At 71.4% G+C, this 25,093-nt stretch carries 20 protein-coding genes; 6 read left to right on the forward strand and 14 right to left on the reverse strand.

What is annotated here, in order from left to right; genetic code table 11:
• Window positions 1–128 precede the first annotated feature (128 nt).
• The gene (locus H5965_RS43800) at window positions 129–2,807 is read right to left on the reverse strand and encodes a glycoside hydrolase family 9 protein (protein ID WP_310977211.1); all 2,679 of its coding nucleotides are present in this window, start codon (window positions 2,805–2,807) and stop codon (window positions 129–131) included.
• A gap of 126 nt (window positions 2,808–2,933) precedes the next feature.
• Window positions 2,934–3,659: a TetR/AcrR family transcriptional regulator gene (locus tag H5965_RS43805; RefSeq protein WP_310977212.1), complete on the reverse strand. Its 726-nt coding sequence runs from the start codon at window positions 3,657–3,659 to the stop codon at window positions 2,934–2,936.
• Between the two features lie 80 nt (window positions 3,660–3,739).
• On the opposite strand from H5965_RS43805, the gene H5965_RS43810 reads away from it, so the two are divergent.
• Window positions 3,740–5,143 (forward strand): serine hydrolase domain-containing protein, encoded by a 1,404-nt coding sequence (locus H5965_RS43810; protein ID WP_310977213.1) that lies wholly within the window; start codon window positions 3,740–3,742, stop codon window positions 5,141–5,143.
• Between the two features lie 4 nt (window positions 5,144–5,147).
• Here the strand turns inward: H5965_RS43810 and H5965_RS43815 are convergent, their stop codons facing one another.
• Both H5965_RS43815 and H5965_RS43820 read right to left on the reverse strand, forming a co-directional pair.
• The gene (locus tag H5965_RS43815) at window positions 5,148–5,654 is read right to left on the reverse strand and encodes a dihydrofolate reductase family protein (protein WP_310977214.1); all 507 of its coding nucleotides are present in this window, start codon (window positions 5,652–5,654) and stop codon (window positions 5,148–5,150) included.
• A gap of 30 nt (window positions 5,655–5,684) precedes the next feature.
• Window positions 5,685–6,473 (reverse strand): enoyl-CoA hydratase-related protein, encoded by a 789-nt coding sequence (locus H5965_RS43820; RefSeq protein WP_310977215.1) that lies wholly within the window; start codon window positions 6,471–6,473, stop codon window positions 5,685–5,687.
• 154 nt (window positions 6,474–6,627) lie between these two features.
• Between H5965_RS43820 and H5965_RS43825 the strand changes: the two genes are divergently transcribed.
• Window positions 6,628–9,702 (forward strand): glycoside hydrolase family 2 TIM barrel-domain containing protein, encoded by a 3,075-nt coding sequence (locus H5965_RS43825; protein ID WP_310977216.1) that lies wholly within the window; start codon window positions 6,628–6,630, stop codon window positions 9,700–9,702.
• A 42-nt stretch (window positions 9,703–9,744) separates the two neighbouring features.
• On the opposite strand, the gene H5965_RS43830 is transcribed toward H5965_RS43825, so the two are convergent.
• A complete protein-coding gene (locus H5965_RS43830; RefSeq protein WP_310977217.1) occupies window positions 9,745–10,590 on the reverse strand; it encodes a hypothetical protein in 846 nt (281 codons plus the stop codon).
• A 355-nt stretch (window positions 10,591–10,945) separates the two neighbouring features.
• On the opposite strand from H5965_RS43830, the gene H5965_RS43835 reads away from it, so the two are divergent.
• From H5965_RS43835 to H5965_RS43850, 4 genes are read left to right on the forward strand one after another with little or no spacing between them, the layout of a single operon-like run.
• Window positions 10,946–12,598 carry an AMP-binding protein gene (locus H5965_RS43835; protein ID WP_310977218.1) on the forward strand — a complete coding sequence of 551 codons (1,653 nt, stop codon included), beginning with the start codon at window positions 10,946–10,948 and terminating at the stop codon, window positions 12,596–12,598.
• On the forward strand, window positions 12,598–13,578 hold the full coding sequence (locus tag H5965_RS43840; protein WP_310977219.1) for a phosphotriesterase-related protein: 981 nt from the start codon (window positions 12,598–12,600) through the stop codon (window positions 13,576–13,578). The genes H5965_RS43835 and H5965_RS43840 overlap by 1 nt, the downstream gene beginning before the upstream one ends.
• A gap of 14 nt (window positions 13,579–13,592) precedes the next feature.
• Window positions 13,593–14,219, forward strand: coding sequence for a TetR/AcrR family transcriptional regulator (locus H5965_RS43845; RefSeq protein WP_310977220.1), 627 nt, complete (start codon window positions 13,593–13,595; stop codon window positions 14,217–14,219).
• Between the two features lie 60 nt (window positions 14,220–14,279).
• Window positions 14,280–15,098, forward strand: a complete 819-nt coding sequence (locus H5965_RS43850; RefSeq protein WP_310977221.1) for a hypothetical protein — start codon at window positions 14,280–14,282, stop codon at window positions 15,096–15,098.
• Window positions 15,099–15,105: 7 nt separating this feature from the next.
• Here the strand turns inward: H5965_RS43850 and H5965_RS43855 are convergent, their stop codons facing one another.
• The 9 genes from H5965_RS43855 to H5965_RS43895 form a co-directional block, all read right to left on the reverse strand.
• Window positions 15,106–15,984 carry an alpha/beta hydrolase gene (locus tag H5965_RS43855; protein ID WP_310977222.1) on the reverse strand — a complete coding sequence of 293 codons (879 nt, stop codon included), beginning with the start codon at window positions 15,982–15,984 and terminating at the stop codon, window positions 15,106–15,108.
• 138 nt (window positions 15,985–16,122) lie between these two features.
• On the reverse strand, window positions 16,123–17,637 hold the full coding sequence (locus H5965_RS43860) for a hypothetical protein (protein ID WP_310977223.1): 1,515 nt from the start codon (window positions 17,635–17,637) through the stop codon (window positions 16,123–16,125).
• Window positions 17,638–17,732: 95 nt separating this feature from the next.
• On the reverse strand, window positions 17,733–18,827 hold the full coding sequence (locus H5965_RS43865; RefSeq protein WP_310977224.1) for an acyl-CoA dehydrogenase family protein: 1,095 nt from the start codon (window positions 18,825–18,827) through the stop codon (window positions 17,733–17,735).
• Window positions 18,824–20,008: an acyl-CoA dehydrogenase family protein gene (locus H5965_RS43870; protein ID WP_310977225.1), complete on the reverse strand. Its 1,185-nt coding sequence runs from the start codon at window positions 20,006–20,008 to the stop codon at window positions 18,824–18,826. The genes H5965_RS43865 and H5965_RS43870 overlap by 4 nt, the downstream gene beginning before the upstream one ends.
• Window positions 20,005–21,228 carry an acyl-CoA dehydrogenase family protein gene (locus tag H5965_RS43875; RefSeq protein WP_310977226.1) on the reverse strand — a complete coding sequence of 408 codons (1,224 nt, stop codon included), beginning with the start codon at window positions 21,226–21,228 and terminating at the stop codon, window positions 20,005–20,007. The genes H5965_RS43870 and H5965_RS43875 overlap by 4 nt, the downstream gene beginning before the upstream one ends.
• Complete coding sequence (locus tag H5965_RS43880; protein ID WP_310977227.1) at window positions 21,229–22,245, reverse strand: phosphotransferase family protein; 1,017 nt, start codon at window positions 22,243–22,245, stop codon at window positions 21,229–21,231.
• A gap of 89 nt (window positions 22,246–22,334) precedes the next feature.
• Window positions 22,335–22,787 (reverse strand): MaoC family dehydratase, encoded by a 453-nt coding sequence (locus H5965_RS43885; RefSeq protein WP_310977228.1) that lies wholly within the window; start codon window positions 22,785–22,787, stop codon window positions 22,335–22,337.
• 5 nt (window positions 22,788–22,792) lie between these two features.
• Window positions 22,793–23,554 (reverse strand): 3-oxoacyl-ACP reductase FabG, encoded by a 762-nt coding sequence (fabG, locus tag H5965_RS43890; protein WP_310977229.1) that lies wholly within the window; start codon window positions 23,552–23,554, stop codon window positions 22,793–22,795.
• Between the two features lie 202 nt (window positions 23,555–23,756).
• The gene (locus tag H5965_RS43895) at window positions 23,757–24,887 is read right to left on the reverse strand and encodes a polysaccharide deacetylase (RefSeq protein WP_310977230.1); all 1,131 of its coding nucleotides are present in this window, start codon (window positions 24,885–24,887) and stop codon (window positions 23,757–23,759) included.
• Between the last annotated feature and the right edge of the window lie 206 nt (window positions 24,888–25,093).

Genomic DNA, 25,093 nt, shown 5'->3' on the forward strand with positions numbered 1-25,093 from the left:
ACGAAGGCCTCCGGCGGGTGATGTGGTTCCTAGACAGCTCCACTTCACAACCGGAGGCCTTCACCTGTCAGCACGACAGGCCGACACCGGGTCACCTCGACTCGGAACAACGTCCCTGGACATCACAACTAGGGCTCGATGCCCCACTCGAGGGTGCCCGAGCGGTAGGCGGTGACGGCGGTGAGGTCGGTGAACGACGCCGCCGCGCGGTAGCTGTAGTCGTCGGCCTGGTTGAACGCCGACCAGTCGGCCTTCGCGACCCGGACCTGGACCTCGCCGGTGCTCGCGCCGGCGGCGAGGGTGCCGCCGGTGAAGCTCAGTTCGACGTAGGCGTCGGCCCCGGGGCGCGGCGAACCGAGCTTCACCACGCGAAGGGAGACGTTGCCGCAGCCCAGAACCGCGTAGTCGCACCAGATCTGGTAGCTCGGGCTGGTGCCGTCGCCGGTGAACCAGTAGCGGGCGGTGACGCCGCTGAGGGCGACCGGGGTGCTGCCCCGGTTGACGACCTGGAGGCCGGTGCGGATCTGGTTGCCGGTGGCCGCGCTGTCGCCGCGCTGCTGCACGGCGAGCGAGCCGGTACCGGGGTCACCGCCGCCGGTCGTCGTGGTGACCGACACCTGGCTGCTGGCCGGGGACCGGTTGCCGGCCGCGTCCCGGGCGCGCACCGAGAACGTGTACGCGGTGGCGGGCGTGAGGCCGGTGACCTGGTAACTGGTTCCGGTGGCGCTGCCGATCACCGCACCGGCCGCGTTCAGCACTTCGTACCCGGCGACGCCGACGTCGTCGGTGGCGGCCGTCCAGGTCAGGGTGGCCGTGGTGCTGCCGGGCACGGCGGTGACCCCGGTGGGAGCGGCCGGCGGGGTGGTGTCCGCTGTGGACGGTCCCGGCTGGGTGCCCCACAGCACCGCGGAACCCTGCGTGAGCACCAGCCGCGAGGAATCCGCGGGCGCGGATCCGGCGGCGGCGAGGCCGGTGTGCGACCAGTCGTCGGCCGGGTTCCAGGTGCCGGCGCTGGTGATCCGGAACTGCACTTCCTTGCGGTAGCGGGACTGCCCGCCCGGGGCGACCCCGCCCGAGCACGGCACCTCGACGTAGTAGACCGCGCCGGAGAACTGGTGCACGGTCGGCGCGTCGCACTGGTTGTACGCCGAGGTCACCGAGATCTGGCCGGGCGTGGTGGCGCCGTCGAGGGTGAAGAAGTAGCGCAGCGAGCCGGTGAACGTGCGGGCCGGCCACGCCGACTTGTTGAGCACGTACGCCTTGACCTCGGTGAACGTGCCACCGTCGGGTTGGTTGAGGGCACCCTGCGCGAGGATCTCCGGGCCGTCCGGGGTTTCCCGCGGCGGGAAGGAGGCCAGCGGGGTGCCGCCGTACTCGCCGTAGAGGCGGGCCAGCGCGCTGGTGAAGCCGGCGTTGTAGTCGAGCGCCACCTCGTTCATCGTGTAGTTCGTGCGGTCGTCGGTGTAGGCGTCGTTGGCCGAACTGGGGCCGCCGACGAGCGCGCCGTAGAGGGTGTGCCGGCTCTGCGCGGGCTCGTTGATGTTGTCGGCCCAGGAACCGTGCGCGGTCCGGTGGTGCGGGTTGCGGGGTGGGTTGACGCCGAACCCGACCTCGAAGCTCGCGCCGCGCGGGTTGTCACCGAGCGCGTAGTTGATCTGCCGGACGCCGAAGTCGTGGTACGTCGTGGCGCGCGTGGGATCGGTGCTGCGCAGCCAATCGGAGTAGACGAGCGCCACGAACGCGGTGTTGGCCGCGTACCGCAGCGAGCCCCACTGGTCGAGCACGGCCTGGCCGCCGGGGGAGTAGGGCACCCGCTGGCCGTTGACGCCGGTGGTCCACCAGTCCAGCCAGCGGTTGGCGTCGGTCACGTACTCGGCGTCGCGGGTGAGCTGGGCGAGCAGGACGTAGGCGCCGTAGGACTTGTCGTCCCAGGCCAGCGTCCAGCGGTAGGAGCGGGTGGTGGTCTGCGGTTCGGTGCCCAGTTTTTCGTACTCGGCGCGCGCTTTGGTCAGGTAGCTGGTGTCGCCGGTGGCCTTGTAGAGCCAGATCGCGCCCCACACGAGCTCGTCCTGGTAGCCGCTCCAGGACTTGTAGAAGTTCTGGGCGTCGGTGATGCAGTTGGAGTAGACGCCCCGGTGGTTGTCGGCGAACGAGTACAGCTGCTTGGCGTGGGTGAGCAGGGTCGCCGCGTAGGTCGGATCGCCGGCCTGGAACACCATCGAGCCGGCGGCCAGCTGCGCGGCGGCTTCGCCCGCCAGGTCGGAGCCGGGGCAGGAGTCGTCGATGCGGTAGGCGGGCCGGGCCATGGTCATCGTCTCGGCGGGGCCCCACCACTTGTGGTCGTCGTCGCCCTTGCCGACCTGGCCGTAGAGCACGTCGGGCTGCGGGTGCGCCTTGATCAGCCAGTCGTTGCCCCAGCGCAGGTTCGACAGCAGGGCCGCCCACTGGCCGGAGTTCTGGTAGGCGGTGCGGTTCTCCAGCGCGCCCCAGGCGAGCATGGTCATGCTGAACTCGAACGGCAGCCCGAACTTGACGTGGTCACCGGCGTCGTAGAACCCGCCGGTGAGGTCCAGTCCGACGTCCTTGCCGTCGTCGAGGGCCGACGGCCCGCGCCAGGAGACCCGGTTGTCGGCGGGCAGCGCACCGGAGCGCTGAGCGTCGTAGAACCAGACGGCTTTCTGCAGCGCCTCGCCGTAGTTGAACTTCCCGGCGGCGGCCGCGGGCCCTCCCGGCACCACCACGGCCAGCCCGAGCACGAGCAGCGCCACGATTGTCCGGGTCATCGACTTCGTCGTCGAAGTGCGCACGCCGCCTCCTGAGCCTGGGAGCGCTTCCAGAAAGGAGGGTAAAGAGTCGATTCGACGGTGTAAAGCATCACCTGCTCGCCGTGAGCAGTTCGGTGGCTTTATATGCACGCTTTGCTGGGAGCGCTCTCACTCAGTGGGCGTGAGACGGGCGGTCAGCCCGTCCAGCATCCGCTCCAGGCCGTAGGCAAAGCCGTCGCCGCGGGACGTCTCGGCGTCGCCGCCCTCGGCTGTGGCCAGTGCATGCAGCCGCGGGTACGGCTTCGTCGCCTCCCGCAGCGCGGGCCGGAGCCGGTCGATCCACTCCTGCTCGGTCCGGCCGCTGCGCGCGACGGTGGTCAGCCACGCCGCTTCCGTGGTCGCCGTGCCGATCACGTACGCCATCACCGCGCCCAGCGCGCGGTCGGCCTCGGCCGGCCGGAACCCGGCCGTCTCGAACAGAGCCAGCATGCGCTCGTTCAGGCGCATCACGTTCGGCCCCAGGTAGGCCAGGCCGGTCTGGCCGAGCACCGACGCGATCCACGCGTGCCGCAGCAGGGCCGCCCGCGTGCTCGCGGCGCAGGCCGTCACCGCGCGCCGCCAGTCACCGTCCCGGATTTCCGGAACCTCGATCTGGCCGTACACCTCGTCGACGACCAGTTCCAGCAGCTCGTCCTTGTTGGCCACGTGGCGGTAGAGCGATGTCGCGGCCGCGTCCAGCCGGGCGCCCAGCGTCCGCATGCTCAGCGCCTCGAGCCCTTCGGCGTCCAGGAGTTCGAGCGCCGCGGCCACGATCTGCGCCCGGCTCAACGCGGGCTGCTCCCGGCGGCGCCGCGGGCGCGTCCACACCGACACCACGGGTTCTTCGGCCGCCATGAGGCCTCCTTCCGGCACGTCACCGTAGCGCACGCCGTGCGCCCTTGCGCACGGCGAACCAGCATGCGTACAGTGTTCGCATGACCGGAACAGTGTACGCAGAAGCCGCGACTTTCGACCGTGACCACTGGCAGCGCCGCTTCGACGAGCTCCGCGCCGCCCACCACGTCCCCGGCGCGACCCTGGCGGTGCTCGCCGGGGGCGAGGTCCACGAACTCGCCTCCGGGGTGCTGCACCGGGGCACCGGGGTCGCGGCGACGACCGACTCGGTGTTCCAGGTCGGCTCCATCACCAAGATCCACACCGCGACGCTCGTGCTGCAGCTGGCCGAAGAAGGCCGGCTCGACCTCGACGCCCCGGTCCGCGACGTCCTGCCCGGCTTCACCGTCGCCGATCCAGCCGCGTCGGAGACGATCACCGCACGTCAGCTGCTCTCGCACACCAGCGGGCTCACCTGCGACTTCACCCGCGACACCGGCCGCGGCGACGACTGTCTCGCCGCCTACGTCGAGGCCGCGCGCGACGTCCCGCTCGACTGCCCGCCCGGGATGGCGATCTCCTACAGCAGCGTCGGCTACAACGTGCTCGGCCGGATCGTCGAGGTGCTCACCGGCCAGACCTGGGACACCGCGCTCCAGGAGCGGCTCTGCGCACCACTGGGTCTCACCCACACGGTGACGCTGCCCGAAGACGCCCTGCGGTTCCGGGCCGCGATGGGCCACCTCGGCGAAGGGGGCGCCGACCCCGATCCGGCGCCGGTGTGGAACCCGCTGCCGCGCTCGGCCGGCCCGTACGGCGGTGTCCTGTGCGCCACCGCGGCCGACGTCCTGCGGCTGGCCCGGATGCACCTCGACGGCGGGGTCGCCCCGGACGGAACCCGGTTGCTGCGCAAGGAAACCACCGACGCGATGCGGCACCGCGAGACCGGCTGCCCCGACAAGTGGACGGTCGATTCCGACGGCTGGGGCCTGGGCTGGACGCTTTACGACTGGGACGGCACCCCCGGCTTCGGCCACGACGGCGCGACCATCGGCCAGTACGGCTTCCTCCGCGTCGCACCGGACGCCGGCGTCGCCGTCGTGCTGCTCACCAACGGCGGCGGCGCTCGCCGGCTGTACTCCGGTCTGGTCCGGGAGCTGCTGCACGAACTCGCCGGCGTCCGCATGCCCGAACCGTTCGGCCCGCCCGCCCAGCCGGTACCGGCCGCCCTCGGCGATCGCGCCGGCGTCTACCGGCGCGAAGGCGTGGAGATCACCGTTTCCGAGCGTGCCGGCGCGGCCCACCTGCGGTACGCGTTCGTCGACGGCATGGCCGGGCTGGCCCCGCCCATCGAGTCGGACCTCATCGCGGTGTCGGAGGACGTGTACGCCGGCCGCGCGGACGGCGCCTTCAGCGACGATTGGCTGCCGGTCGTGTTCGCCACCCTGGCCGACGGCACCGCCTGCGCCTACATCGGCATGCGGGCCGCGCCGAAGGTCGCGTGAGCCCTCAGGAATCCACCCGGTACCAGCACGGACCGACCTCGGACAGCCGCACCGGAGGGCCGACCCGCGAGAAGATCCGGACCCCGCTGCCCAGCAGCACCGGCACCGGCAGGGCCAGCACCTCGTCCAGCACCCCGGCCTCCAGGCACTGCCGGGCGACGTCAGCGCCGAGCACGTTGACGTACTTGTCCCCGGCCGCCGCCTTGGCGGCCGAGACCGCCGCACCCAGGTCGCCCAGGAACGTCACCCCGGGCACCGGGTCGGCCGGACGGTGGGTCAGCACGAACTGCGGCCCCTCCCAGCCGCCCCCGAACGCCTTCCCCTCGCCCGGGCCGCCGCGGTGCGGGTCGTCGCCCTCGAAGGTGCGGCGGCCCACCAGGAGGGCGCCGATGCGGGGGACCACGTCCACCGGTGGCGGCCCCAGGTACGGCGTCAACCAGGACATGTCTCCGCCCGGGCCGGCGATGAAGCCGTCGATCGAGCAGCTGAACGCGTAGAGCAGTTTGGCCATGCCCCTACTGACGCCCGGCGACGCGGAAATTCATCGGTCGGCGGGAGCCGGCGGGAACCGCGGCGGGCGGCGCTCGTTCCAGCTGGCCAGCCCCTCGGCCAGCTCCGGGCGGCCGAACGACTCGAGCATCAGCTCCGTGGCCGAGCGGGCGGCCTCCGGAAGCGGCAGCGACGCCTCGTGCGCGAACTGCCGCTTCATCACGGCCATCGACCGCGGTGCGCTGTAGGTCGCCAGCTCGGTCGCGTACGCGTGCGCGCGCAGCTGCAGCTCGCCGGGCGGGACGACCTCCTGGACCAGGCCGTAGCCGAGGGCGTCCTCCGCGGTGAACGTCCGCCCGGACAGCAGCAGGTCCCGGGCCCGGCCCTGGCCGACCAGCTCCGGGAGCAGCTTGGCGATGCCGTACTCGGCGATCAGGCCGCGGCGGGCGAACGCGGTGGTGAACTTCGCGCCCGCGGCGGCGAACCGGACGTCCGCCGAGCACGCGATGACGAACCCCAGGCCGGCGCAGCCGCCGTTGATCGCCGCGACCACCGGGACGCCCACCGCCGCGGCCACCAAGACGTCCCGGAAGTTGTCCTCGAGCGGCGGCCGCGTGGCGATCTTGTCCAGCAGGCCCAGGTCGGCGCCGGGGCAGAAGGCCCGGCCCGCCCCGGTGACGACGACCGCGCGAATCGCCGGGTCGGCGTCCGCCTGCCGCAGCAGGGCGCCGTAGCGGGCCTGCATCGGCACGTCCATCGCGTTGCTCGAGGCCGGCCGGTCGAACGTGCACGTCGCGACCGCGCCGTCCGCCTCGTACCGGACACCATCCACAGTGGACATCGCCGCCTCCTCGAGTTCGGGCACCATACTAAGCGGTCGCTCGGATGGCTGTCGAGGACCGGGTTCGAAAATGTCGAACCCTTTGATTGTCCGGAAACCTCTGTGCCATAGTGCTTTCCGCCCGCACATCGCCGCGCTGGAAGGGGCTCGCCCGATGTCGCAAGAAGAACCGAGCGGTCTCCGCAGACGGGTCGTGCTGGGTGGGGCGGGTGCCGCCGTCGCCGTGACGGCCGTCGCGCCGGTCGCCCGGGCCGCCGACGCGCTCGCGCAGCCGGGCGCGGCCCGGGAAAGCGATTTCACGGCCGGCTGGCGGTTCGCACTGGCCAATCCCGACGGCGTCACCGATCCCGGTGGCCGCTTCGCCGACGCCCCGGAACCCGGCTTCGACGACTCGGGGTGGCAGGTCGTCGACCTCCCGCACGACTGGAGCATCGAGCTCCCGCCGACGGACCGGGGCACCAGCAGCGGGTCCGGCTTTTTCCGCGGCGGCCTCGGCTGGTACCGCAAGGCGTTCACGGTCCCGCCGTCGCCGGCCGGCCGGCGCGTGTCGGTCGAGTTCGACGGCGTCTATTCCGACGCCCACGTGTACCTGAACGGCGAGCTGCTCGGCAACCACCCGTACGCCTACACCGGGTTCGCCTTCGACCTCACCGGCCGGCTGCACACCGACGGGCGGACGCCGAACGTCCTCGCCGTGCGCGCCACCAACCCGCTGCCCAGCAGCCGCTGGTACTCCGGCAGCGGGATCCACCGCCGCGTCCGCCTGGTCGTCACCGAGCCGGTGCACGTGGCCCGGCACGGCACGTTCGTCACCACCCCGGACATCGCCGCCGGACGGGGCACCGTGCGGGTGACCACCGACGTCGTCAACGACTCCGGCACCGCGGTCACCGCGCAGGTGCGCACCACGATCACCGACCCGGCGGGCCGGGTCGTCGCGAACGGGTCGACGACCGTGGCGGTCCCCGGCGGGCGGACGACGACGGCGGTGACCGGGTTGCGGGTCGAGAAGCCCCAGCTGTGGTCGATCGGCGCCGCGAAGCTGTACCGGCTGCGCACCGACGTCGTCGTCGCCGGGCGCGTGCTCGACACGACCACCGCCGACTTCGGCTTCCGCTACACCGAATTCCACCCGGACCACGGGTTCTCGCTCAACGGCGAGCCGATGAAGCTGCGCGGGGTCAACCTGCACTCCAGCCAGGGCGCGCTGGGCGCGGTGATCGACCCCGCCGCGCTGGAACACCAGATGCGGCTGATGCTCGCGATGGGCGTCAACGCGCTGCGGACCGCGCACAACCCGCCGGACCCGCAGCTGGTCACGGTCTGCGAACGGCTCGGGATCGTCATGATGGTCGAGGCCTTCGACTGCTGGCGGACCGGCAAGCTCGAATACGACTACCACCGCGACTTCGACGAGTGGAGCGCGCGCGACATCGCCGAAATGGTGCACGCGGCCAAGAACTCGCCCGCGGTCGTGCTGTGGTCGATCGGCAACGAGGTGCCGGACGCGTCGATGGCGGGCGGCCCGGAGATCGCGGCCGGGCTGATCGCCGCGGTCCGGGCGATCGACACCACCCGGCCGGTCGTCATGGGTTCCGACCGCTACCGCGGCGTGCCGGCGCCGGGCTCGCCGCAGGACCTCATCCTGAAGCAGCTCGACGGCCTCGGCGTCAACTACAACACCGCCCAGTCCATCGACGGGCTGCACCGGCAGTACCCGGACAAGTTCTTCTTCGAGTCGGAATCGTCGTCGGAGACCTCGACGCGCGGGGTCTACCAGGAACCCGATCTGCTCAACACCGGCGAGAACCACACGCCGGGCAAGCGGGCGACGTCGTCCTATGACAACAACCTGGCTTCGTGGACCTTCAGCGGGGAGTACTCTCTGAAGAAGGACCGCGACCGGAAGTTCTGCCAGGGCCAGTTCCTCTGGTCGGGCCAGGACTACCTCGGCGAGCCGACGCCGTACGACGTCTTCCCGGTCAAGACGTCCTTCTTCGGCGCGGTCGACAGCGCCGGCCTGCCCAAAGATGCCTTCCACCTCTTCCGCAGCCAGTGGACCACCGCGCCGATGGTGCACCTGACCCCGATGGACTGGACGAACCACCGGCCCGGCGAGCCCGTCGCGGTGTGGGCCTATTCCACTGTGGACACCGTCGAGCTGGTGCTCAACGGGAAGTCCCTGGGTGTGCGGAAGTTCGACCGCAAGACCACTGTGGACGGACGCCCGTACCTGGAGACGACCGAGCCGGCCGGCGACGACAAGAACGACCCCTCCGGCAGCTACACCAGCCCGAACGGCAGCACCGGCAAGCTGCACCTGACCTGGACCGTGCCCTTCGCACCCGGCACGCTGACCGCGATCGCCCGGTCCGGCGGCCGCGAGGTGGCCCGCGACGAGCTCGTCACGGCCGGCCCGCCGCGCGCGATCCGGCTGCGGGTGGACGAGCCCGGCGGCCGGGTGGTGGCCGGGGCGATGACGTTCGTGACGGCGTCGGTCGTGGACGCCCACGGGGTCGTCGTGCCCGGAGACGGGCCGGTGCTGCGGTTCACCGTCGCCGGGCCCGGCCGGGTCGCCGGCGTCGACAACGGACGGCAGGAACTCGCCCAGAGCTACCAGCAGCCGACGATCCCGGCGTTCAAGGGGCTGGCCGTCGCCGTCGTCGCGGCGACCGGCGGCCGCGGGCCGATCACCGTGACGGCGAGCGCCCCGGGGCTGACGCCGGGGAAGCTCACCCTGCCCGGCACGTCCCTCGGGCAGCGCAACGGGCCGGGAGCGCGGGCGGTCGAGGTCCCGGTGGCCGCGGTCGTCTCGACCGCGGACGCGAGCTACTCGGGCGCCCCGGACACGCTGCCGGCCGCGATGCTGGACGGGAACCCGGCCACCGGCTGGTCCAACCAGTACGTCAAGCAGGCGACGTCGACGCTGGCCGCGGTGAGCCGGCCGCGAGCCGAGGACTGGGTGTCCCTGGCGTGGCCGTCGGCCCAGCGGATCAGCGCCGTGACGGCGAACTTCGTGGTGGACGCGAAGCTGGCGCGGCCGGTCGCCGTCGAAGTCACCCACCGCACGGCCCGGGGGCTCGAGCCGGTGCGGAACCTGCGGATCACGTGGGGGACCGGCTCGAACGACCCGACGTCGTTCGCATTCGATCCGGTCGTCACCACGGAGGTGCGGGTGACGATGATCGCGACGGGCTTCCTGCGGATCAGCGCGCTGCTGGCCCGGTGACCGCGGGCCCGGCGGGGCGCACCCCCCGCCGGACCGCGGTGGTCACCGGCTGCAGGGCGCGAGCGCGTCGAGTCCCTGCGGCTTGGCCGCGTTGCGGCCGATGGCGGTGGCGATCCGGTTGATCGTCGCCACCCGCTTGTCCTCCAGCGGGCCGAGGATGGCGTTCTGGACGAAGTTGGGGCCGCCTTGGCCGACGGTCGTCCGCAGGCGGTTGTTGGCTTCGTCGACCTGGGTGTTCAGCAGTTCGAGGTTGCGCTGCACCTCCGCCTGGGCCTGGGCGGGGATGGCGGGCAGCCGGCTCGCCACGTCCGGGCAGGAGATCTTGCCGGCTCCGCCGGCGTTGCCGGTGTTCCCCTGGTTCCCGTTCTGGCCGCTGTTCCCGGTGCTGCCGTTCTGGCCGCCGTTGCCGGTTCCCTGGGCCGGTGCCGGAGCGGCGGCACCGGCGCCGCCCACCGCGCAGGTGGCCAGGCTGTCGAGGCCCTGGGGCTTCTCGGCCCGGCGCCCGATCGAGATGGCGATGCGGTCGATCGTGGACTTCCGCTTGTCCGCCAGGGGGCCGAGGATGGCGTTCTGGACGAAGTTCGGGCCGCCCTGGCCGACGCTCGTGCGGAGCCGGTTGTTGGCTTCGTTGATCTGGGTGTTCAGCAGCTCCAGGTTGCGCTGCACCTCGGCCTGCGCTTGCGCGGGGATGGCCGGGAGCTTGCTCGCCACGTCGGGACAGCTGATCTGGCCGACCGCCGCCTGGCCGCCCGAGGCGGCGTTGGCGGCGCCGGGGTCGCCGAAGGTCGTGGCGACGGCCAGCGCTCCGCCCGCGATCGCGAGGGCGAAGACCCCGGTCGCGATCTTCGTCCGCTTGGATAGGCGGTGTCGTCCACCGGAAGCAGGCATGAATGACTCCGTTTTCGTGCTTGAGTTAGCGTGAACATATGGGTGCTCCGCCGTCTTCGGGGGATACGGCGGAGTATTCGGATGGGGCGGACCAATCTGGTCGCCGACGACCATGGTGACCTCTCGATCAGGGGTTTGTCCAGTGTGATCCGGGCGGAAAAGAAGATCTGAACCATTTCGAACCGGGGTACGTGTACCCCTGTGACGGCGGCATCTGGCCGCATTGTTTTGGCACGGTTCCGCGCACGAGAATTGTCGTGCGCAATTCCGGCGTGCGCGCGCGGGCTTGACGCGGGCCGCCGTGTCCTCCTAGCGTCGCCATACCGACCGGTCGGTGTCCAAAGGAGGTCGCTGGATGAGCTGGTACGACGCGAAGCCTTGGCTCGCGAGCTACGACGAACGGGTGCGGGACGCGGAACCGGCGAAGCCGACGACCTTGCCCGAGTCGTTCCGCCGGGCCGTGGACCACGTCCCGGACCGAGCGGCGATCGCGTACTTCGACGCGCGGCTGAGCTACCGCGAGGTCGACGAGCTCTCCGACGGCGTCGCGCGGTACCTGGCGGCCCACGGCTTCGCCCGCGGCGACCGGCTCGCCCTGGTGCTGCAGAACATCCCGCAGTTCGTGATCGCCCTGCTCGGCGCGTGGAAGGCCGGCGGGATCGTGGTGCCGGTCAACCCGATGTACCGCGAGCGCGAGCTCACGCACGTGTTCACCGACGCCGGGGTCAAGGCGGTCGTCTGCTCGCAGCGCGGCTGGAACGCCTACATCGGCGAGACGGCGGCCGCGAACGGCGTCGGCATCGCGCTCACCACCAGCGAACTCGAGTTCCAGACCCGCGACGACGAGCGCGTCCTGGCCAAGGTCGAGCGGGAGGAGACGCCGGGCGCGACCGAGCTCCTCGAAGCCGCGGCGACGCCGGGCCCGAAGCCGCCGGAGCCCGCCTTCGCCCTCGACGACACCGCGCTGATCAGTTACACCTCCGGCACCAGCGGCACGCCGAAGGGCGCCACCAACACCCACGGCAACATCGGCACCAACGCCGCGGGCCTCGGCTCCTTCAGCGGCCTGCCGGCGGGGTCGACGCTGTTCGGGCTCGCGCCGCTGTTCCACATCACCGGCATGGTCTGCGAGCTCGGCTCCGCGATCGACATCGAGGGCACCCTGGCGCTGGCCTACCGCTTCGAGCCGGGCGTCGTGCTCGACGCGTTCCTCGAGCACAAGCCGTCGTACACGGTGGGGCCGTCGACGGCCTACATGGCGTTGATGGCGCACCCGTCGTTCAGCCGTGCGCACTTCGACTCGTTCGCGCTGCTGTACTCCGGCGGTGCCGCGCTGCCGCCCGCCGTCGTCGAGGCCTTCCGGGCGAAGACCGGGCACTACATCCACAACGGCTACGGCCTCACCGAAACCACCGCGGGCTGCGTCGTCGTCCCCGGCACCCTCGAAGCACCGATCGACCCGGAATCCGGCACCATCTCGATCGGCCTGCCGGTGCCGGACACCATCGTCCGGATCCTCGGCGAGAACGGCGAAGAGCTGCCGCCCGGCCAGGCGGGCGAGATCGCCGTCGAGGGTCCGATGGTCGTTTCGGGCTACTGGAACCGCCCGGAGGCCACCGCCGAGGCGCTGCCCGGCGGGCGGCTGCTCACCGGTGACATCGGCTTCATGGACGAACGCGGCTGGGTCTACGTCGTCGACCGCAAGAAGGACATGATCAACGCGTCCGGCTTCAAGGTCTGGCCGCGCGAGGTCGAGGACGTCCTGTACACGCACCCGGCGGTCCGCGAGGCGGCCGTCGTCGGGATCGCCGACGAATACCGCGGCGAGACGGTCAAGGCGTACGTCAGCCCGGCGCCCGGGGCCACCGCCGATCCCGCGGAGCTGGTCGCCTGGTGCAAGGAACGGCTCGCCGCCTACAAGTACCCGCGCACCGTCGAAGTCCTCGACGAGCTGCCGAAGACGACCAGCGGCAAGATCCTGCGCCGCGAGCTGCGGGCGAGGGGCTGATGATCGACACGGTGCGCGGCGCGATCGCGCCGGAGGCGCTGGGCCGGGTGCTGATGCACGAGCACCTCTTCGTGCTGAGCCCCGAATTCGCCGACAACTACCCGGAGCACGAAGGGTTCCGCGAGGAGGAGCAAGTCCCCGAAGCGATCCGGCGGCTGACGGAGCTGAAGGAAGCCGGGATCGACACGATCGTCGACCCGACGGTGATCGGCCTGGGCCGCTACATCCCGCGCGTGCAGCGGGTGGCGGCCGAGGTGGACGTGAACATCGTCGTCGCGACCGGGCTCTACACGTACCACGACGTGCCGCACTACCTGCACTTCCGCGGGCCCGGGACGCTGTTGCAGGGCGAGGACCCGCTGATCGCGATGTTCGTCGGGGACATCCGGGACGGCATCACCGACACCGGCGTGAAGGCCGGGCTGCTCAAGTGCGCCACCGACGAACCGGGGGTGACACCGGGCGTCGAACGCGTGCTGCGCGCGGTGGCGAAGGCGCACGTCGAGACGGGCGCGCCGATCATGACGCACACGCACGCGGGCACCCGGCGCGGGCTGGAGCAGCAGGAGATCTTCGCGGCCGAAGGCGTCGACCTGACCCGGGTGCTGATCGGGCACTCGGGCGACTCGGCGGACCTGGGCTACCTGACCGAGCTCGCCGACTCCGGTTCCCTGCTGGGGATGGACCGGTTCGGCCTGGACCTGCTCCTGCCGTTCGAGGAGCGGGTGAACACGGTCGCCGCGCTGTGCGAACGCGGGTACGCGGGCAGCATGGTGCTCTCGCACGACGCGTCCTGCTACATCGACTGGCTGCCCGCGGCGCAGCTGCCGGTGATCGCGCCGAACTGGCACTACCTGCACATCACCCGCGATGTGCTGCCGGCGCTGCGGGAGCGCGGAGTGTCCGAAGCGGACATCACGACGATGCTCGTGGACAACCCGCGGCGGTTCCTGTCGTGGCGTTATCCTGGTGCGTCCTGAGAGGGGGTCCTGCGGTGACTCGAGCAAGCACCCGCAAGCCGGGCGAGGCCACCGGCGACGACCAGGCCGCCGTGCCCCGGCGGCTGCTGGAGCACGCCACGAAGCTGTTCGCCAAGAAGGGCTTCGACCGCACGTCGGTCCAGGAGATCGTCGAGGCGGCGGGCGTCACCAAGGGCGCGATGTACCACTACTTCGGCTCGAAGGACGACCTGCTCTACGAGATCTACGCCCGGGTGCTGCGCGAGCAGACCCGCCAGCTGGAGAGCGTCGCCTCGTCGGCCGCGCCCCTGCGCGAGCGGCTCGCGGCGGCGGCGTCCGACGTGGTGGTGTCGAGCATCGACAACCTCGACGACAACACGATCTTCCTGCAGTCGATGCACCAGCTGTCCCCGGACAAGCAGAAGGCGGTCCGGGCGGAGCGCCGCAAGTACCACGAGCGGTTCCGCGGGCTGGTCGAGGAGGGGCAGGCGTCGGGGGAGTTCCGCACGGACAAGCCGGCCGACGTGGTGGTCGACTTCTTCTTCGGCTCGGTGCACCACCTGGGGTCGTGGTACCGGCGGAGCGGCTCGCTGACGGCCCGGCAGATCGGCGACCACTACGCGGACCTGCTGCTGGACGCTCTGCGCCCGCCCTCGGCCTGAGGCCCGTGTCAGCCGGATGAAGTCTTTCCCCGCCCGGGAGGGGGTCCGCATACTGGCCGGGTGGAGGGGACGTCCGGGCACCAGCGGCAGCCTCGGCCGCCGGTGCGGCGGGAGGAGGTCACCGGCGAGGCCCGGACCGGTGCGGTCCCGGCCGACCCGTTGCTGCTGCTCCAGCGCACCGCCGGCAACGCCGCGGTCGGCGACCTGGTGCGCGTGTTCCTCCAGCGTCAGTCCCGGCCCGGTCCGGCCGCTCCACCCGCTCCGGGAGCACCGCAGCGGGTGGTCAGCATCTACGTCATCACCACGGGCGACCGCGCGGAACCCCGGTTCATCGGCACCGCCGGCCGGCATCCCCGGCGGCCGCGCACGATGACGGACATGTTCCGGCTGCGGGCCCGGTCCGCCGGGGCCGACTACGTCGTCGCCGCGTCGAGCGTCGCCGGGGTCCAGGCGGAACTGCGGCGGATCGCGCAGGAGCTCGCCCGGCAGGGCGCCCGGGTCGGCACCCTCGGCTTCGTCGGCCACGGCGCGGGGGACCGCGGCGACTTCATCGTCGCGATCACCGGGTCGGCGGCCAATCCCAGCCGTGAGCTGATCGACGACGCGAACTTCGCGGACGTCGTCGCACCGCTGGTGGAAGGCCACGGCCTCCTGACGCCCGGCGCCCGCGTCGTCCTCGAAGGCTGCTGGACCGAGAACGGCCCGCTGCCCGGCCGGATCCGGCAGGTGCTGGCGCAGCACCACGTGGCTGGCACCGTCTCCGGCTTCGCCGGCCAGGCGAACTTCGCGTGGGACCCACCTGCGCCCGGGACGAGGCGGCCGCGGCGGGGTCCGGCGGGGCAGGTGACCGTCACCGGGACCTCGCTCAGCGACCTGTGAGCACCCGCTAGTGCCGCTGGACGTGGTCGAGCAGCAGGGCACTGACCTCGTCCGGGGCCTCCATGGCCATCCACTGGCTGGCGCCCTCGATGATCTGGAAGCGGTACTCCGCGTCGATGTGGTGGACCGTCTGCTCGGCCGCGCTCTGGCCGAGGTACGGGTCCTCGCGGCCCCACAGGTAGAGCGTCGGGACCTTGATGCGGCCCGCCGGGATGTCGAACTCGTCGTTCGTGGCTCCGCGGTACCAATTCAGCGTCGCCGTGAGGGCGCCCGGCTCGGAAAGCCTCGTCACCGTGCCTTCGACGACGGCTTTCGGAATGCGACGGCTGTAAACAGCCCGTAATTGCGCGGCTTCGTCGCGTAAGAGGTATTTCTCGGCTTTCCCGGCCTCGCGGCGGAAGAAGCGGATGTAGCCGAGGTCGTGGGACTGGCCGTCGTCGGTGGCCACCGCGCGCTGGAGCGCCGCCGGGTGGGGCGTGGACAGCACCGTCAGCGACCGGAGGCGGTCCGGGTGGGCCGCCGCGAGGGCCCAGGCCACCATGCCGCCCCAGTCGCGGGCGACCAGGTGGAAGCGGTCCGCGCCTTGGCTTTCGGCGAACGCCAAGGCGTCGCCGACCAGGTGGTCCAGCGTGTAGTGCTCGACACCCTCCGGGCGCGCGCCCGCCGCGTACCCGCGCTGGTCGACGGCCAGCGCGCGGTAGCCGGCCTCGCCGAGGGCGTGGAGCTGCTCGGTCCAGGCGTCGGCGAACTCGGGCCAGCCGTGCAGGAGCAGGACCAGCTCGCCCGACGCGGGTCCGGCCGCGAGCGCGCTGTGGCGGTGACCACCGACGGTCACGGTCAATCGCTCCAGCACCCCGGCGTCCGTCGGCGCGACGGCTGTTTCCATGGCGCACAGGTTAGATCCGGGCGTCGACAAGAACCATGGGAAGAAGGGCATTTTTGTCACCCTTTTACCCGTGAAGTGGCCTGGCTCACAAGATTTTCGCTCAGGTGAGCACGAACTTCGAAAGAAACTGAACTTTCTTCATGAAAACTGGCCCAGTCGCCGGAGGTCGAGCACGGCCTTGTCGAACGTGAAGACGTCGGCCGGGAGGTGCTTCGCCGAGTCCGCGGCCGCGCCGCCGAGCAGGGTGACGTAGCAGCCGTAGTCGATGGCGTACCCGTCGTACAGCCGCCCCGGGCGGCGCGGGTCGACGACGCCGCGCCGGAGGATGTGGAGCAGCCGCGCGTCGCAGAGCGTGTCGATCGCCGCCGGGCGGTCCCGGGCCGGCAGAAGGAACGTCCGGCTGCGGCGCCGGCCGATCACCTCGTCGACCAGCAGGCCCAGGACCCGGTCGGCCTCGTCGTCGCGGCTGATGACCGACTGCTTGTCGCGCAGGTACCAGTCCCGGGCCGCCCGGCGGACGTGCGCGAGGGTGATCCGCCCGTCGCGGGCCTGCTGGGCGGCCAGGGCCGCGATGTTGATCGCGTCGCGCGGGACGCCCTCCGCCGCCCGGACGAGCTCGGGGAAGGCGCCGCGGTGGAAGGCGGCGTCCACGAACTCGCCGGGCACCGCCGTCCGCAGCATCGAGGCGAGGATCGGCCGGACGTGGCTGGCGAACAGCTCCCGGAAGAACGCCTGGGCCGCCTCCGGTGACTGGTCGAAGACCAGAGCGTCGTCGAGACTGACGGCGGACGCCGCGTCCGAGCCGACCTCGATGCCGAGGTAGTCGTCTTCGAGGGGGACGAAGAACCGCGCGCGGTGCTCGATCGCGGCGATCTTCACCGTGACGCCCCGGACCGGCAGGACGCTGCGCCGCAGCAGGTCGGCCAGGAACGGCTGCAGGTCTACGGGCACGCTGCTCCACTCGTCGAGCAGCAGCCACAACCGGGCGGGCCGGACGCCGTCGGCCACGGCCTGGACCGCCCGGCTCAGCGGCCCGAACAGCACCCGGTGCTGCTCGACGCCGGTGCGCTTGCGGCGGCTCGACGCCGTCGCCGACGTCTTCTGCCGGGCGGCGGCCCGGGCCCCGCCTTTCGGCGTCACCGACAATTCCGCCGAGCATTCCCGTTCCACGGCGTCGCCGAAAGTCTGTTCCTGTTCGGTTTCGCCGATGACTTCCACTTCGGTGGCCGCGGACACGAGCGCGTCGAGACCGCGCAGAAGCGCGTCCTGATCCGCGGAACGGCCGTCGACGGCGTAGGCGAAAAGCCGGTCGTGCACGGCTTCGAGGGTGTCGACCAGCAATTGCGTGCCCCGCTGGGCCGCGCTCAGCGCGGTGTTGGCGTACAGGCCGCCGGTGGACCCGATCGTCCGCAGGTCGAGGTGGATCGCGAGGTCACCGGTGCGCTCGACGAGCTCCTGCAGGTGGAGCAGCGCGTGCGTCTTGCCGGTGCCGCGGCGGCCGAACAGGATCTGGTGGTCGGCGGAATTGATCATCGCGGAAAACGATCCCGCGGCGACGTAGGTGGCGGCCAGTGTCGGACGGTCCGCGCTTTCGGCCCGCCGGGGAATGCGCATCAGAGCCTGGTTGAGGTGCATCTGGATGGCCTGCGCCATGGCAGTCAGGGTACGGCAGCGGCCGCACCGCCCGGCACGGCCGAATGAGTTGCGGAAACGGCCCGTTCGTGGGAACGGGCCGTTTCCGGGAAGACTCAGGCGGGCAGGTCGATCAGGTCCGCCAGCCGGGCCCGGTGCCGTCCGGGGGTGCCGAGGGCGAGCTCGTCCGCCTTGGCGCGCTTCAGGTACAGGTGGGCCGGGTGCTCCCACGTCATCCCGATGCCGCCGTGCAGCTGGATCGCCTCCTCCGTCGCGCGGACGGCGATCGGCGCGTTGCGGGCCTGGGCCACCGCCACCGAAATCGGCACGTCGGTGCCCGTGGCCAGCGCGTCCGCGGCGTTGCGCGCCGCCGCGCGGGCCAGGACCAGGTCCGTGTACAGGTTCGCCAGCCGGTGCTTGAGCGACTGGAACCCGCCGACCGGACGGCCGAACTGGTAGCGGCCCTTGAGGTAGGTCACCGTCTCGGTGAGCGCCCACTCGGCGACGCCCGTCTGCTCCGACGCGAGGATGCCCGCGCCGAACAGCAGCGCCTGCTCCAGCGCCGCCGCGGCCTCCGGGCCCGAGGCGACCAACGTGGCCGGGGCGTTGTCCAGCGCCACGTCGGCCACCCGCCGCGTCAGGTCGAACGACACCAGCTCCGACACCGTCGCCGCGGTCGCCTCGACCACGTACAGCGCGGGACCGTCCGGGCCGGCGGCCGGGACGACCAGCAGGTCCGCCACCGACGCGTCCGCCACCGTGCCCACGCGGCCGCTCAAGGTCCCGTCCGCGGAAGCCGTCACCGACGACGGGAAGCCCGCGCCCGGCGCCGTCGACAGAGGCACGGCCAGCGCGCCGATCGCCTGGCCCGCCGCCAGCTTGCCGACGAAGTCCCGAGCGCCGACGTGTACCAGCGCCGTCGTCGCCAGCACGACGCTGCCGAGGAACGGCACCGGCGCGACACTGCGGCCCAGTTCTTCGGCGACGACGGCGACCTCACGGGCCGAAGCGCCGTGCCCGCCCAGCTCCTCCGGCACCGCCAGCCCGGCCACGCCGACCTCGTCGGCCAGCGTGCGCCACAGCTTCAGGTCGTACGGCTCGGCCGTCTCCACGCGCGCCAGCAGCGCTTCGGCACCGGCCTTGGCCTTGAGCAGGTCCCGGACCGAAGCCCGCAGGTCCTCTTCGACGTCCGAATACAGCAGGTCAGTCATCGGGGGAGGTCCTTCCAGGCGACGTCCTTGTCGACACGCGGCTCCGAGGGCAGCCCCAGCACGCGCTCGGCGATGATGTTGCGCAGGACCTCCGAGGTGCCGCCCTCGATGGAGTTGCCCTTCGCGCGCAGGTAGCGGTAACCGGCTTCACGGCCGGTGAAGTCGACGATCGCCGGGCGCCGGAACGTCCAGTCGTCGTAGGCCAGGCCCTCTTCGCCGAGCAGCTCGACCTCCAGGCCGGTGAGGGCCTGGTTGAGCTCGGAGAAGGCGACCTTCATCGCCGAGCCTTCCGGCCCGGGCGCGCCGACGGCGAGCTGCTGGCGCAGCCGGGTGCCGGCCAGCCGCAGCGTCTCCGCCTCGACCCAGCGCTGGACGAGCCGGTCACGCAGCTCCGGCGTGCGCAGCTCGGGCCGTTCGCGCCAGGTCTTCGCCACGATCCCGATCAGCCCGCCTTCGCGCGGCTGGACGTGCCCGCCGATCGCGACGCGCTCGTTCATCAACGTCGTCTGCGCGACCTTCCAGCCTTCGCCGACCGCGCCGAGGCGCTGGGTGTCGGGGATGCGGACATCGGTCAGGAAGACCTCGTTGAACTCGGCCTCGCCGGTGATCTGGCGCAGCGGCCGGACCTCGACGCCGGGCGCGGTCATGTCGCACAGGAAGTACGTCATGCCCTGGTGCTTGGGCACGTCCGGGTCGGTGCGGGTGACCAGGATCGCCCACTGCGACTCGTGCGCCCCGGAGGTCCACACCTTCTGGCCGGTGACGATCCAGTCGTCGCCGTCACGCACGGCCCGCGTGCCGAGCGCGGCCAGGTCGGAACCCGCGCCCGGCTCGCTGAACAGCTGGCACCACACCTCCTCGCCGGTCCACAGTGGACGCAGGAAGCGTTCGCGCTGCTCCGGGGTGCCGAAGGCGAGGATGGTCGGTGCGGCCATGCCGAGGCCGATGCCGATCCGGCGCGGGTTGTTGTCCGGCGCGCCCGCGTCGGTGAACACCTTGTCCACCACGGACTGCAGGGCGCGCGGCGCGTTCTGCCCGCCGAGCCCGGCGGGGAAGTGGATCCAGGCGAGGCCGGCGTCGAACCGGGCCCGCAGGAACTCCAGGCGGTCGGTCGACGCGGGGTCGTGCGAGGCCAGGAACTCGGTGGCCTGGCGGGTCAGATCTTCGGCGGTGACAGTCACTTCGCGCCCTCCGAGAGGTACTTCTTCAGCTCGCGCCGGGCCAGCGAGCGCTTGTGGACCTCGTCCGGCCCGTCGGCCAGGCGCAGCGTGCGGTTCCCGGCCCACATGGCGGCCAGCGGGAAGTCCTGGCTGACGCCGCCCGCGCCGTGCACCTGCACGGCCTTGTCGAGGATCCACTCGACCGCGGCGGGCGTGGAGATCTTGATGGCCTGGATCTCGGTGTGCGCGCCCTGGTTGCCGACCGTGTCCATCAGCCACGCGGTCTTGAGCACGAGCAGCCGCTGCTGCTCGATCCTGACCCGCGATTCGGCGATCCAGTCCTGCACCACGCCCTGCTGGGCGATCGGCTTGCCGAACGCCTCGCGCGAGATCGCCCGGCGGCACATGAGTTCCAGCGCGCGCTCGGCCATGCCGATGGCGCGCATGCAGTGGTGGATCCGGCCGGGGCCGAGCCGGGCCTGGGCGATGGCGAACCCGTCGCCCTCGCCGGCGATGAGGTTCTCGACCGGCACGCGGACGTCCTCGAACAGCACCTCGGCGTGGCCGCCGTGGTCGCTGTCGTCGTAGCCGAAGACGTGCATCCCGCGCTTGACCGTCACACCGGGCGTGTCGCGGGGGACCAGGATCATGCTCTGCTGCTTGTGCGGCGCGGCTTCGGGATCGGTCTTGCCCATGACGATGAAGATCTTGCACGCGGGGTTCATCGCGCCGGAGATGTACCACTTGCGGCCGTTGACGACGTACTCGTCGCCGTCCCGCCGGATCGCCGTCTCGATGTTGCGGGCGTCGGAGGAGGCGACGTCCGGCTCGGTCATCGCGAAGGCGGACCGGATTTCGCCGTTCAGCAACGGTTCCAGCCACTGCTTCTGCTGCTGCTCGTTGCCGAACATGGCCAGCACTTCCATGTTCCCGGTGTCCGGCGCGGCGCAGTTGAGCGCGGTCGGCGCGAGCCGGATGCTGCGGCCGGTGATCTCGGCCAGCGGCGCGTACTGCAGGTTCGTCAGGCCCGCGCCGTGGTCGCCGGGGAGGAAGAAGTTCCACAGGCCGCGCTTGCGGGCCTCGGCCTTGAGCTCCTCGACGACCGGCGGGATGGCCCACGGGTCGTCGCGTTCGGCGAGCTGCTGCTCGAACACCGGCTCGGCGGGGTAGATGTGCGAGTCCATGAACTCGAGGAGCTTCCCGCGCAGCTCCTCGGTCTTCTCGTCGAACGCGAAGTCCATTTACTTCTCCTCTTTGAGAATCTCGTTGCCGTGCGCGATGAGCGGCGCGACCCCGGCGCCGACGCCTTCGAAGCCCGCCCCGACCGTCTGGCCCTTGCTGAAGCGGTAGTAGATGCCCTCCAGGATCACGGCGAGCTTGAAGAAGGCGAAGCTGACGTACCAGTTCAGCTGCGAGACGTCCCGCCCGGACAGCTCGGCGTAGCGGGCGACGACCTCGTCGGTGCCCGGGTAGCCCGGCGCCGAACTGGCGTTGGACACGAACGGCAGCGACACCTTGTCGCGCTCGGCGTAGGCCACCAGCAGCGCGACGTCGGTCAGCGGGTCGCCCAGCGTCGACATCTCCCAGTCGAGCACCGCCGAGATCTTGTCGTTCCGGTCGACCAGGACGTTGTCGAGGCGGTAGTCGCCGTGGACGATCGACGGCCGGCCGGACACCGGGACCGCCGCCGCGAGCCGGTCGTGCAGCTCGTCGACACCCGGGAGGTCCCGGCTGCGGGAGGCGTCCAGCTGCTTCTTCCACCGCCGCAGCTGCCGCTCCAGGAAGCCGTCCGGGCGGCCGAAGTCGCCCAGCCCGACAGCGGCCGGGTCGACCGCGTGCAGGTCGACGAGCGTGCCGACGAGGGCGTCGGCCATCGCCCGGGTGCGCTCCGGGCCGAGCTCGCCCAGCTGGTCCGCGGTCCGGTAGGGCGTGCCCTCGACGAAGCTCATCACGTAGAAGGGCGCGCCGATGACGTCGGGGTCGTCGCAGAGCAGCAGCGCTTCGGGCACCGGCACGGCGGTGTCGCGCAGGCCGGAGATCACCCGGAACTCGCGGCCCATGTCGTGCGCGGTGGGCAGCACGTGCCCGAGCGGCGGGCGGCGCACCACCCAGCGCGACCGGCCGTCGCCCACCACGTAGGTGAGGTTCGACCGGCCGCCCTCCACGACGTCCGCGGTCAGCTCCCCGGCGACCAGGCCGGGCCGCTGCGCGTCCAGGTGGGCGCGCAGGCGGCCCAGGTCGAGTCCTGGCGGGTTCATCCAGCCTCCTCAAGCTTCATCCGGGGGAGCATACCGACTAGTCGGTATGTAGTACAGCGGACCCGGCCGGGATCACCCCGGCCGGGCGTTCACGCCAGGAACCGGGTGACCCACTCGGCGACGCACGCGGGCTTCGCCTCGCCGTCGATCTCGATGGTCCACCGCGAAACCGCCTGCTTGCCGCCCGGGATGTCGGTGATCTCCACCAGCTCGGCTCCGGCGCGCACCTTCGAGCCGACCTTCACCGGCTGCGGGAAGCGAACCTTGTTGAGGCCGTAGTTGATGCCCATCTTGATCCCGTTGACCCGGTAGATCTTCGGGCCGAAGGCCGAGAGCAGCGACAGCGTCAGGAAGCCGTGGGCGATGGTGCCGCCGAACGGTCCCGCGGTCGCCATCGGCTCGTCGACGTGGATCCACTGGTGGTCGTCGGTGGCGTCGGCGAACTGGTTGACCCGCTCCTGGGTGACCGTCATCCACTCGCTGTACCCGAGGTGCTCGCCGGCTGCGGCGGCGAAACTGTCGAGGTTCTCGAATTCCCGCATCGGCCTCAGTCCTTCGGTCCGCCGGCGACGTAGATGACCTGGCCGGAGACGAATCCGGCGCCCTCGCTGACCAGGTACGACGTCAGGTTGGCGATGTCTTCGGGCGTGCCGACGCGCTGCACCGGGATCTGCGACGCGGCCGCCGCCTTGAAGTCCTCGAAGCTCATCCCGAGCCGCTCGGCGGTCGCCGCGGTCATGTCGGTGGCGATGAAGCCGGGCGCGATCGCGTTCGCGGTGACGTTGAACTTGCCGAGCTCGATGGCGAGGGTCTTGGTGAAGCCCTGCATGCCGGCCTTGGCCGCGGAGTAGTTGACCTGGCCGCGGTTGCCCAGCGCCGACGTGCTCGACAGGTTGACGATCCGGCCGTACTTCTGCTCGGTCATGTGCTTCTGCACCGCGCGGGTCATCAGGAACGAGCCCTTGAGGTGCACGCCGAGCACGGAGTCCCAGTCCTGCTCGGTCATCTTGAAGATCAGGTTGTCGCGGGTGATGCCGGCGTTGTTGACCAGCACGACCGGCGGGCCGAGCTCGGCGGCGACCTGCGCGACGGCCGCTTCGACCTGCTCGGCGTCACTGACGTCGAGGGCGACCCCGACGGCCTTGCCGCCCTTGGCGACGATGGCCTCGGCGCCCTGCTTGACACCGGCCTCGTCCAGGTCGAGCAGCCCGACGGCGAAGCCGTCATCGGCCAGCCGCGCCGCGACGGCGGCACCGATGCCGCGGCCGGCACCGGTGACCACGGCGACACGGGAAGGGGAATCGGTCACGGGGGACCTCCTCGTCGTTGAGAAGCGGGCTCGTGCCCGCGAGCCTACTAAGCGGTTGGTCACAGACGATACGGCCCGCGGCCCGGTTTGCGATGCCAACGTACGCAGATTCCCGCGGCCGCGCCTGGTCCGGCGCGGTTTGCCGAGGACGACGGTGGTCTCCGGGACACCCGGTGGCCAACGTCACACGGGACGCCGTCGCTCAGGCGGCTTGGGCGAGCGGCATCGACCGGTACCGGTCCAGGACGGCGGGGTCCTGCAGCGACATCCACTTCGTGACTTCGGCGTAGGTGGCGCAGACCGTCTCGGGCTTGGCGCACACCTCGCCCATGAAGCCTTCCGCGGCCCGGGAGAAGGCGCCGCCGGCCCAGTCGTTGAAGTGGTTGCCGATGACCAGCGGTGCCCGGTTGCCGTCGAAGGCGGCTTTGTAGGCGCCGCGGTAGGTCTCGAGGGTGGCCTGGGTGTACTGGCCGCTGTCGTTCTTCGAGTGGCCGAGCTGGTACCACAGGTTGTAGTCCATCATGATGACCTTCTTGTGCAGCGCGGGCACTTTCACGTACGGCATCCAGAACTCCCAGATGCCGTCGAGCTGCGTGGGCCACTTGACGCCGTCGGACGGCTGGCTGGAGTCGAAGGTGTAACCGGCGGCCCGCATGGCGGGGAAGGCGGCGGCCCAGTTGCCTTCGAGGCACGGCGTCCGGCCGCCGGTGACGTCCTTGGCGGACAGGTGCAGCCCCAGCCGGTCGTGGGCGTCGTCGACGAAGCGGCTGAACTGCCCGATCTCGTCGGTCCACCCCTGCGTGTTCCAGCGGCCGACGCTCGGCTCGGCGCCGGCGCAGAAGTGCCCGTTGTAGTGCGTGCCGATCTGGTGCCCGGCGGCGACGGCGGCGTTGAGGTCCTGGACGCGGGTGGCGACTTCCTCGGCGCTGCCACCGAACCCGATCGAGGCGGAGCCCGGTTTGTGGCCGGGGCCGGTATAGCGCGTCCGCTGCTGGTCGGTCAGCAGATAGATGCCGGAGAGGAATCCGCTGAAGTGGGCGTTGACGGACTTGGCGAGGGAGAGGTAGCGGCCCCAGTGTTCGTGCGAGCCGGCCCCGTCGAAGGAGAAGAGCACGAACTGCGGCGGCTTCTCGCCGGGCCGCAGCGGACGCAGCCACTCCGGCGGCTTGGCTTCGATGGGCGTGGTGGACGGGGAAGTCGGCGTCGAGGGACCGCTGGTGGCCGCGGCCGGTCCGGCGTGGCCGCGGTCGAGGGTCAGGATCAGGACTCCGGCCAAGGCGAGCGCCAGAGTGACGGTGAACCATGTTCCCGGCCGCCGCACCAGTCGTGTCATCTCCGACGCCTCCCCCTGTTACGTAACGTCACTGGGAGGACGTCGAAGGGATGAATGGGGTGCATCGGAGTGAGATGCGTAACCGACATGCAACCCACCCGGGGCACGGAGAGTGTCGGCAGGCGCCTGTTCGGGCGGCCTAGCATGCCCGCGCCACCGCCCGGCAGGCCGTTGCCGAGGAGAGGGGCGGCGGTTCAGATGGAACC

It is taken from the genome of Amycolatopsis sp. 505 (assembly GCF_031625235.1).
Lineage (GTDB): Bacteria > Actinomycetota > Actinomycetes > Mycobacteriales > Pseudonocardiaceae > Amycolatopsis.

Excerpts from the sequence above, each read along its gene's own strand:
- H5965_RS43805 (WP_310977212.1), bottom strand. The coding sequence starts at position 3,659 with ATGGCGGCCGAAGAACCCGTGGTGTCGGTGTGGACGCGCCCGCGGCGC.
- H5965_RS43810 (WP_310977213.1), top strand. The coding sequence starts at position 3,740 with ATGACCGGAACAGTGTACGCAGAAGCCGCGACTTTCGACCGTGACCAC.
- H5965_RS43815 (WP_310977214.1), bottom strand. The coding sequence starts at position 5,654 with ATGGCCAAACTGCTCTACGCGTTCAGCTGCTCGATCGACGGCTTCATC.
- H5965_RS43820 (WP_310977215.1), bottom strand. The coding sequence starts at position 6,473 with ATGTCCACTGTGGATGGTGTCCGGTACGAGGCGGACGGCGCGGTCGCG.
- H5965_RS43825 (WP_310977216.1), top strand. The coding sequence starts at position 6,628 with ATGTCGCAAGAAGAACCGAGCGGTCTCCGCAGACGGGTCGTGCTGGGT.
- H5965_RS43830 (WP_310977217.1), bottom strand. The coding sequence starts at position 10,590 with ATGCCTGCTTCCGGTGGACGACACCGCCTATCCAAGCGGACGAAGATC.
- H5965_RS43835 (WP_310977218.1), top strand. The coding sequence starts at position 10,946 with ATGAGCTGGTACGACGCGAAGCCTTGGCTCGCGAGCTACGACGAACGG.
- H5965_RS43840 (WP_310977219.1), top strand. The coding sequence starts at position 12,598 with ATGATCGACACGGTGCGCGGCGCGATCGCGCCGGAGGCGCTGGGCCGG.
- H5965_RS43855 (WP_310977222.1), bottom strand. The coding sequence starts at position 15,984 with ATGGAAACAGCCGTCGCGCCGACGGACGCCGGGGTGCTGGAGCGATTG.
- H5965_RS43860 (WP_310977223.1), bottom strand. The coding sequence starts at position 17,637 with ATGGCGCAGGCCATCCAGATGCACCTCAACCAGGCTCTGATGCGCATT.
- H5965_RS43865 (WP_310977224.1), bottom strand. The coding sequence starts at position 18,827 with ATGACTGACCTGCTGTATTCGGACGTCGAAGAGGACCTGCGGGCTTCG.
- H5965_RS43875 (WP_310977226.1), bottom strand. The coding sequence starts at position 21,228 with ATGGACTTCGCGTTCGACGAGAAGACCGAGGAGCTGCGCGGGAAGCTC.
- H5965_RS43880 (WP_310977227.1), bottom strand. The coding sequence starts at position 22,245 with ATGAACCCGCCAGGACTCGACCTGGGCCGCCTGCGCGCCCACCTGGAC.
- H5965_RS43885 (WP_310977228.1), bottom strand. The coding sequence starts at position 22,787 with ATGCGGGAATTCGAGAACCTCGACAGTTTCGCCGCCGCAGCCGGCGAG.
- H5965_RS43895 (WP_310977230.1), bottom strand. The coding sequence starts at position 24,887 with ATGACACGACTGGTGCGGCGGCCGGGAACATGGTTCACCGTCACTCTG.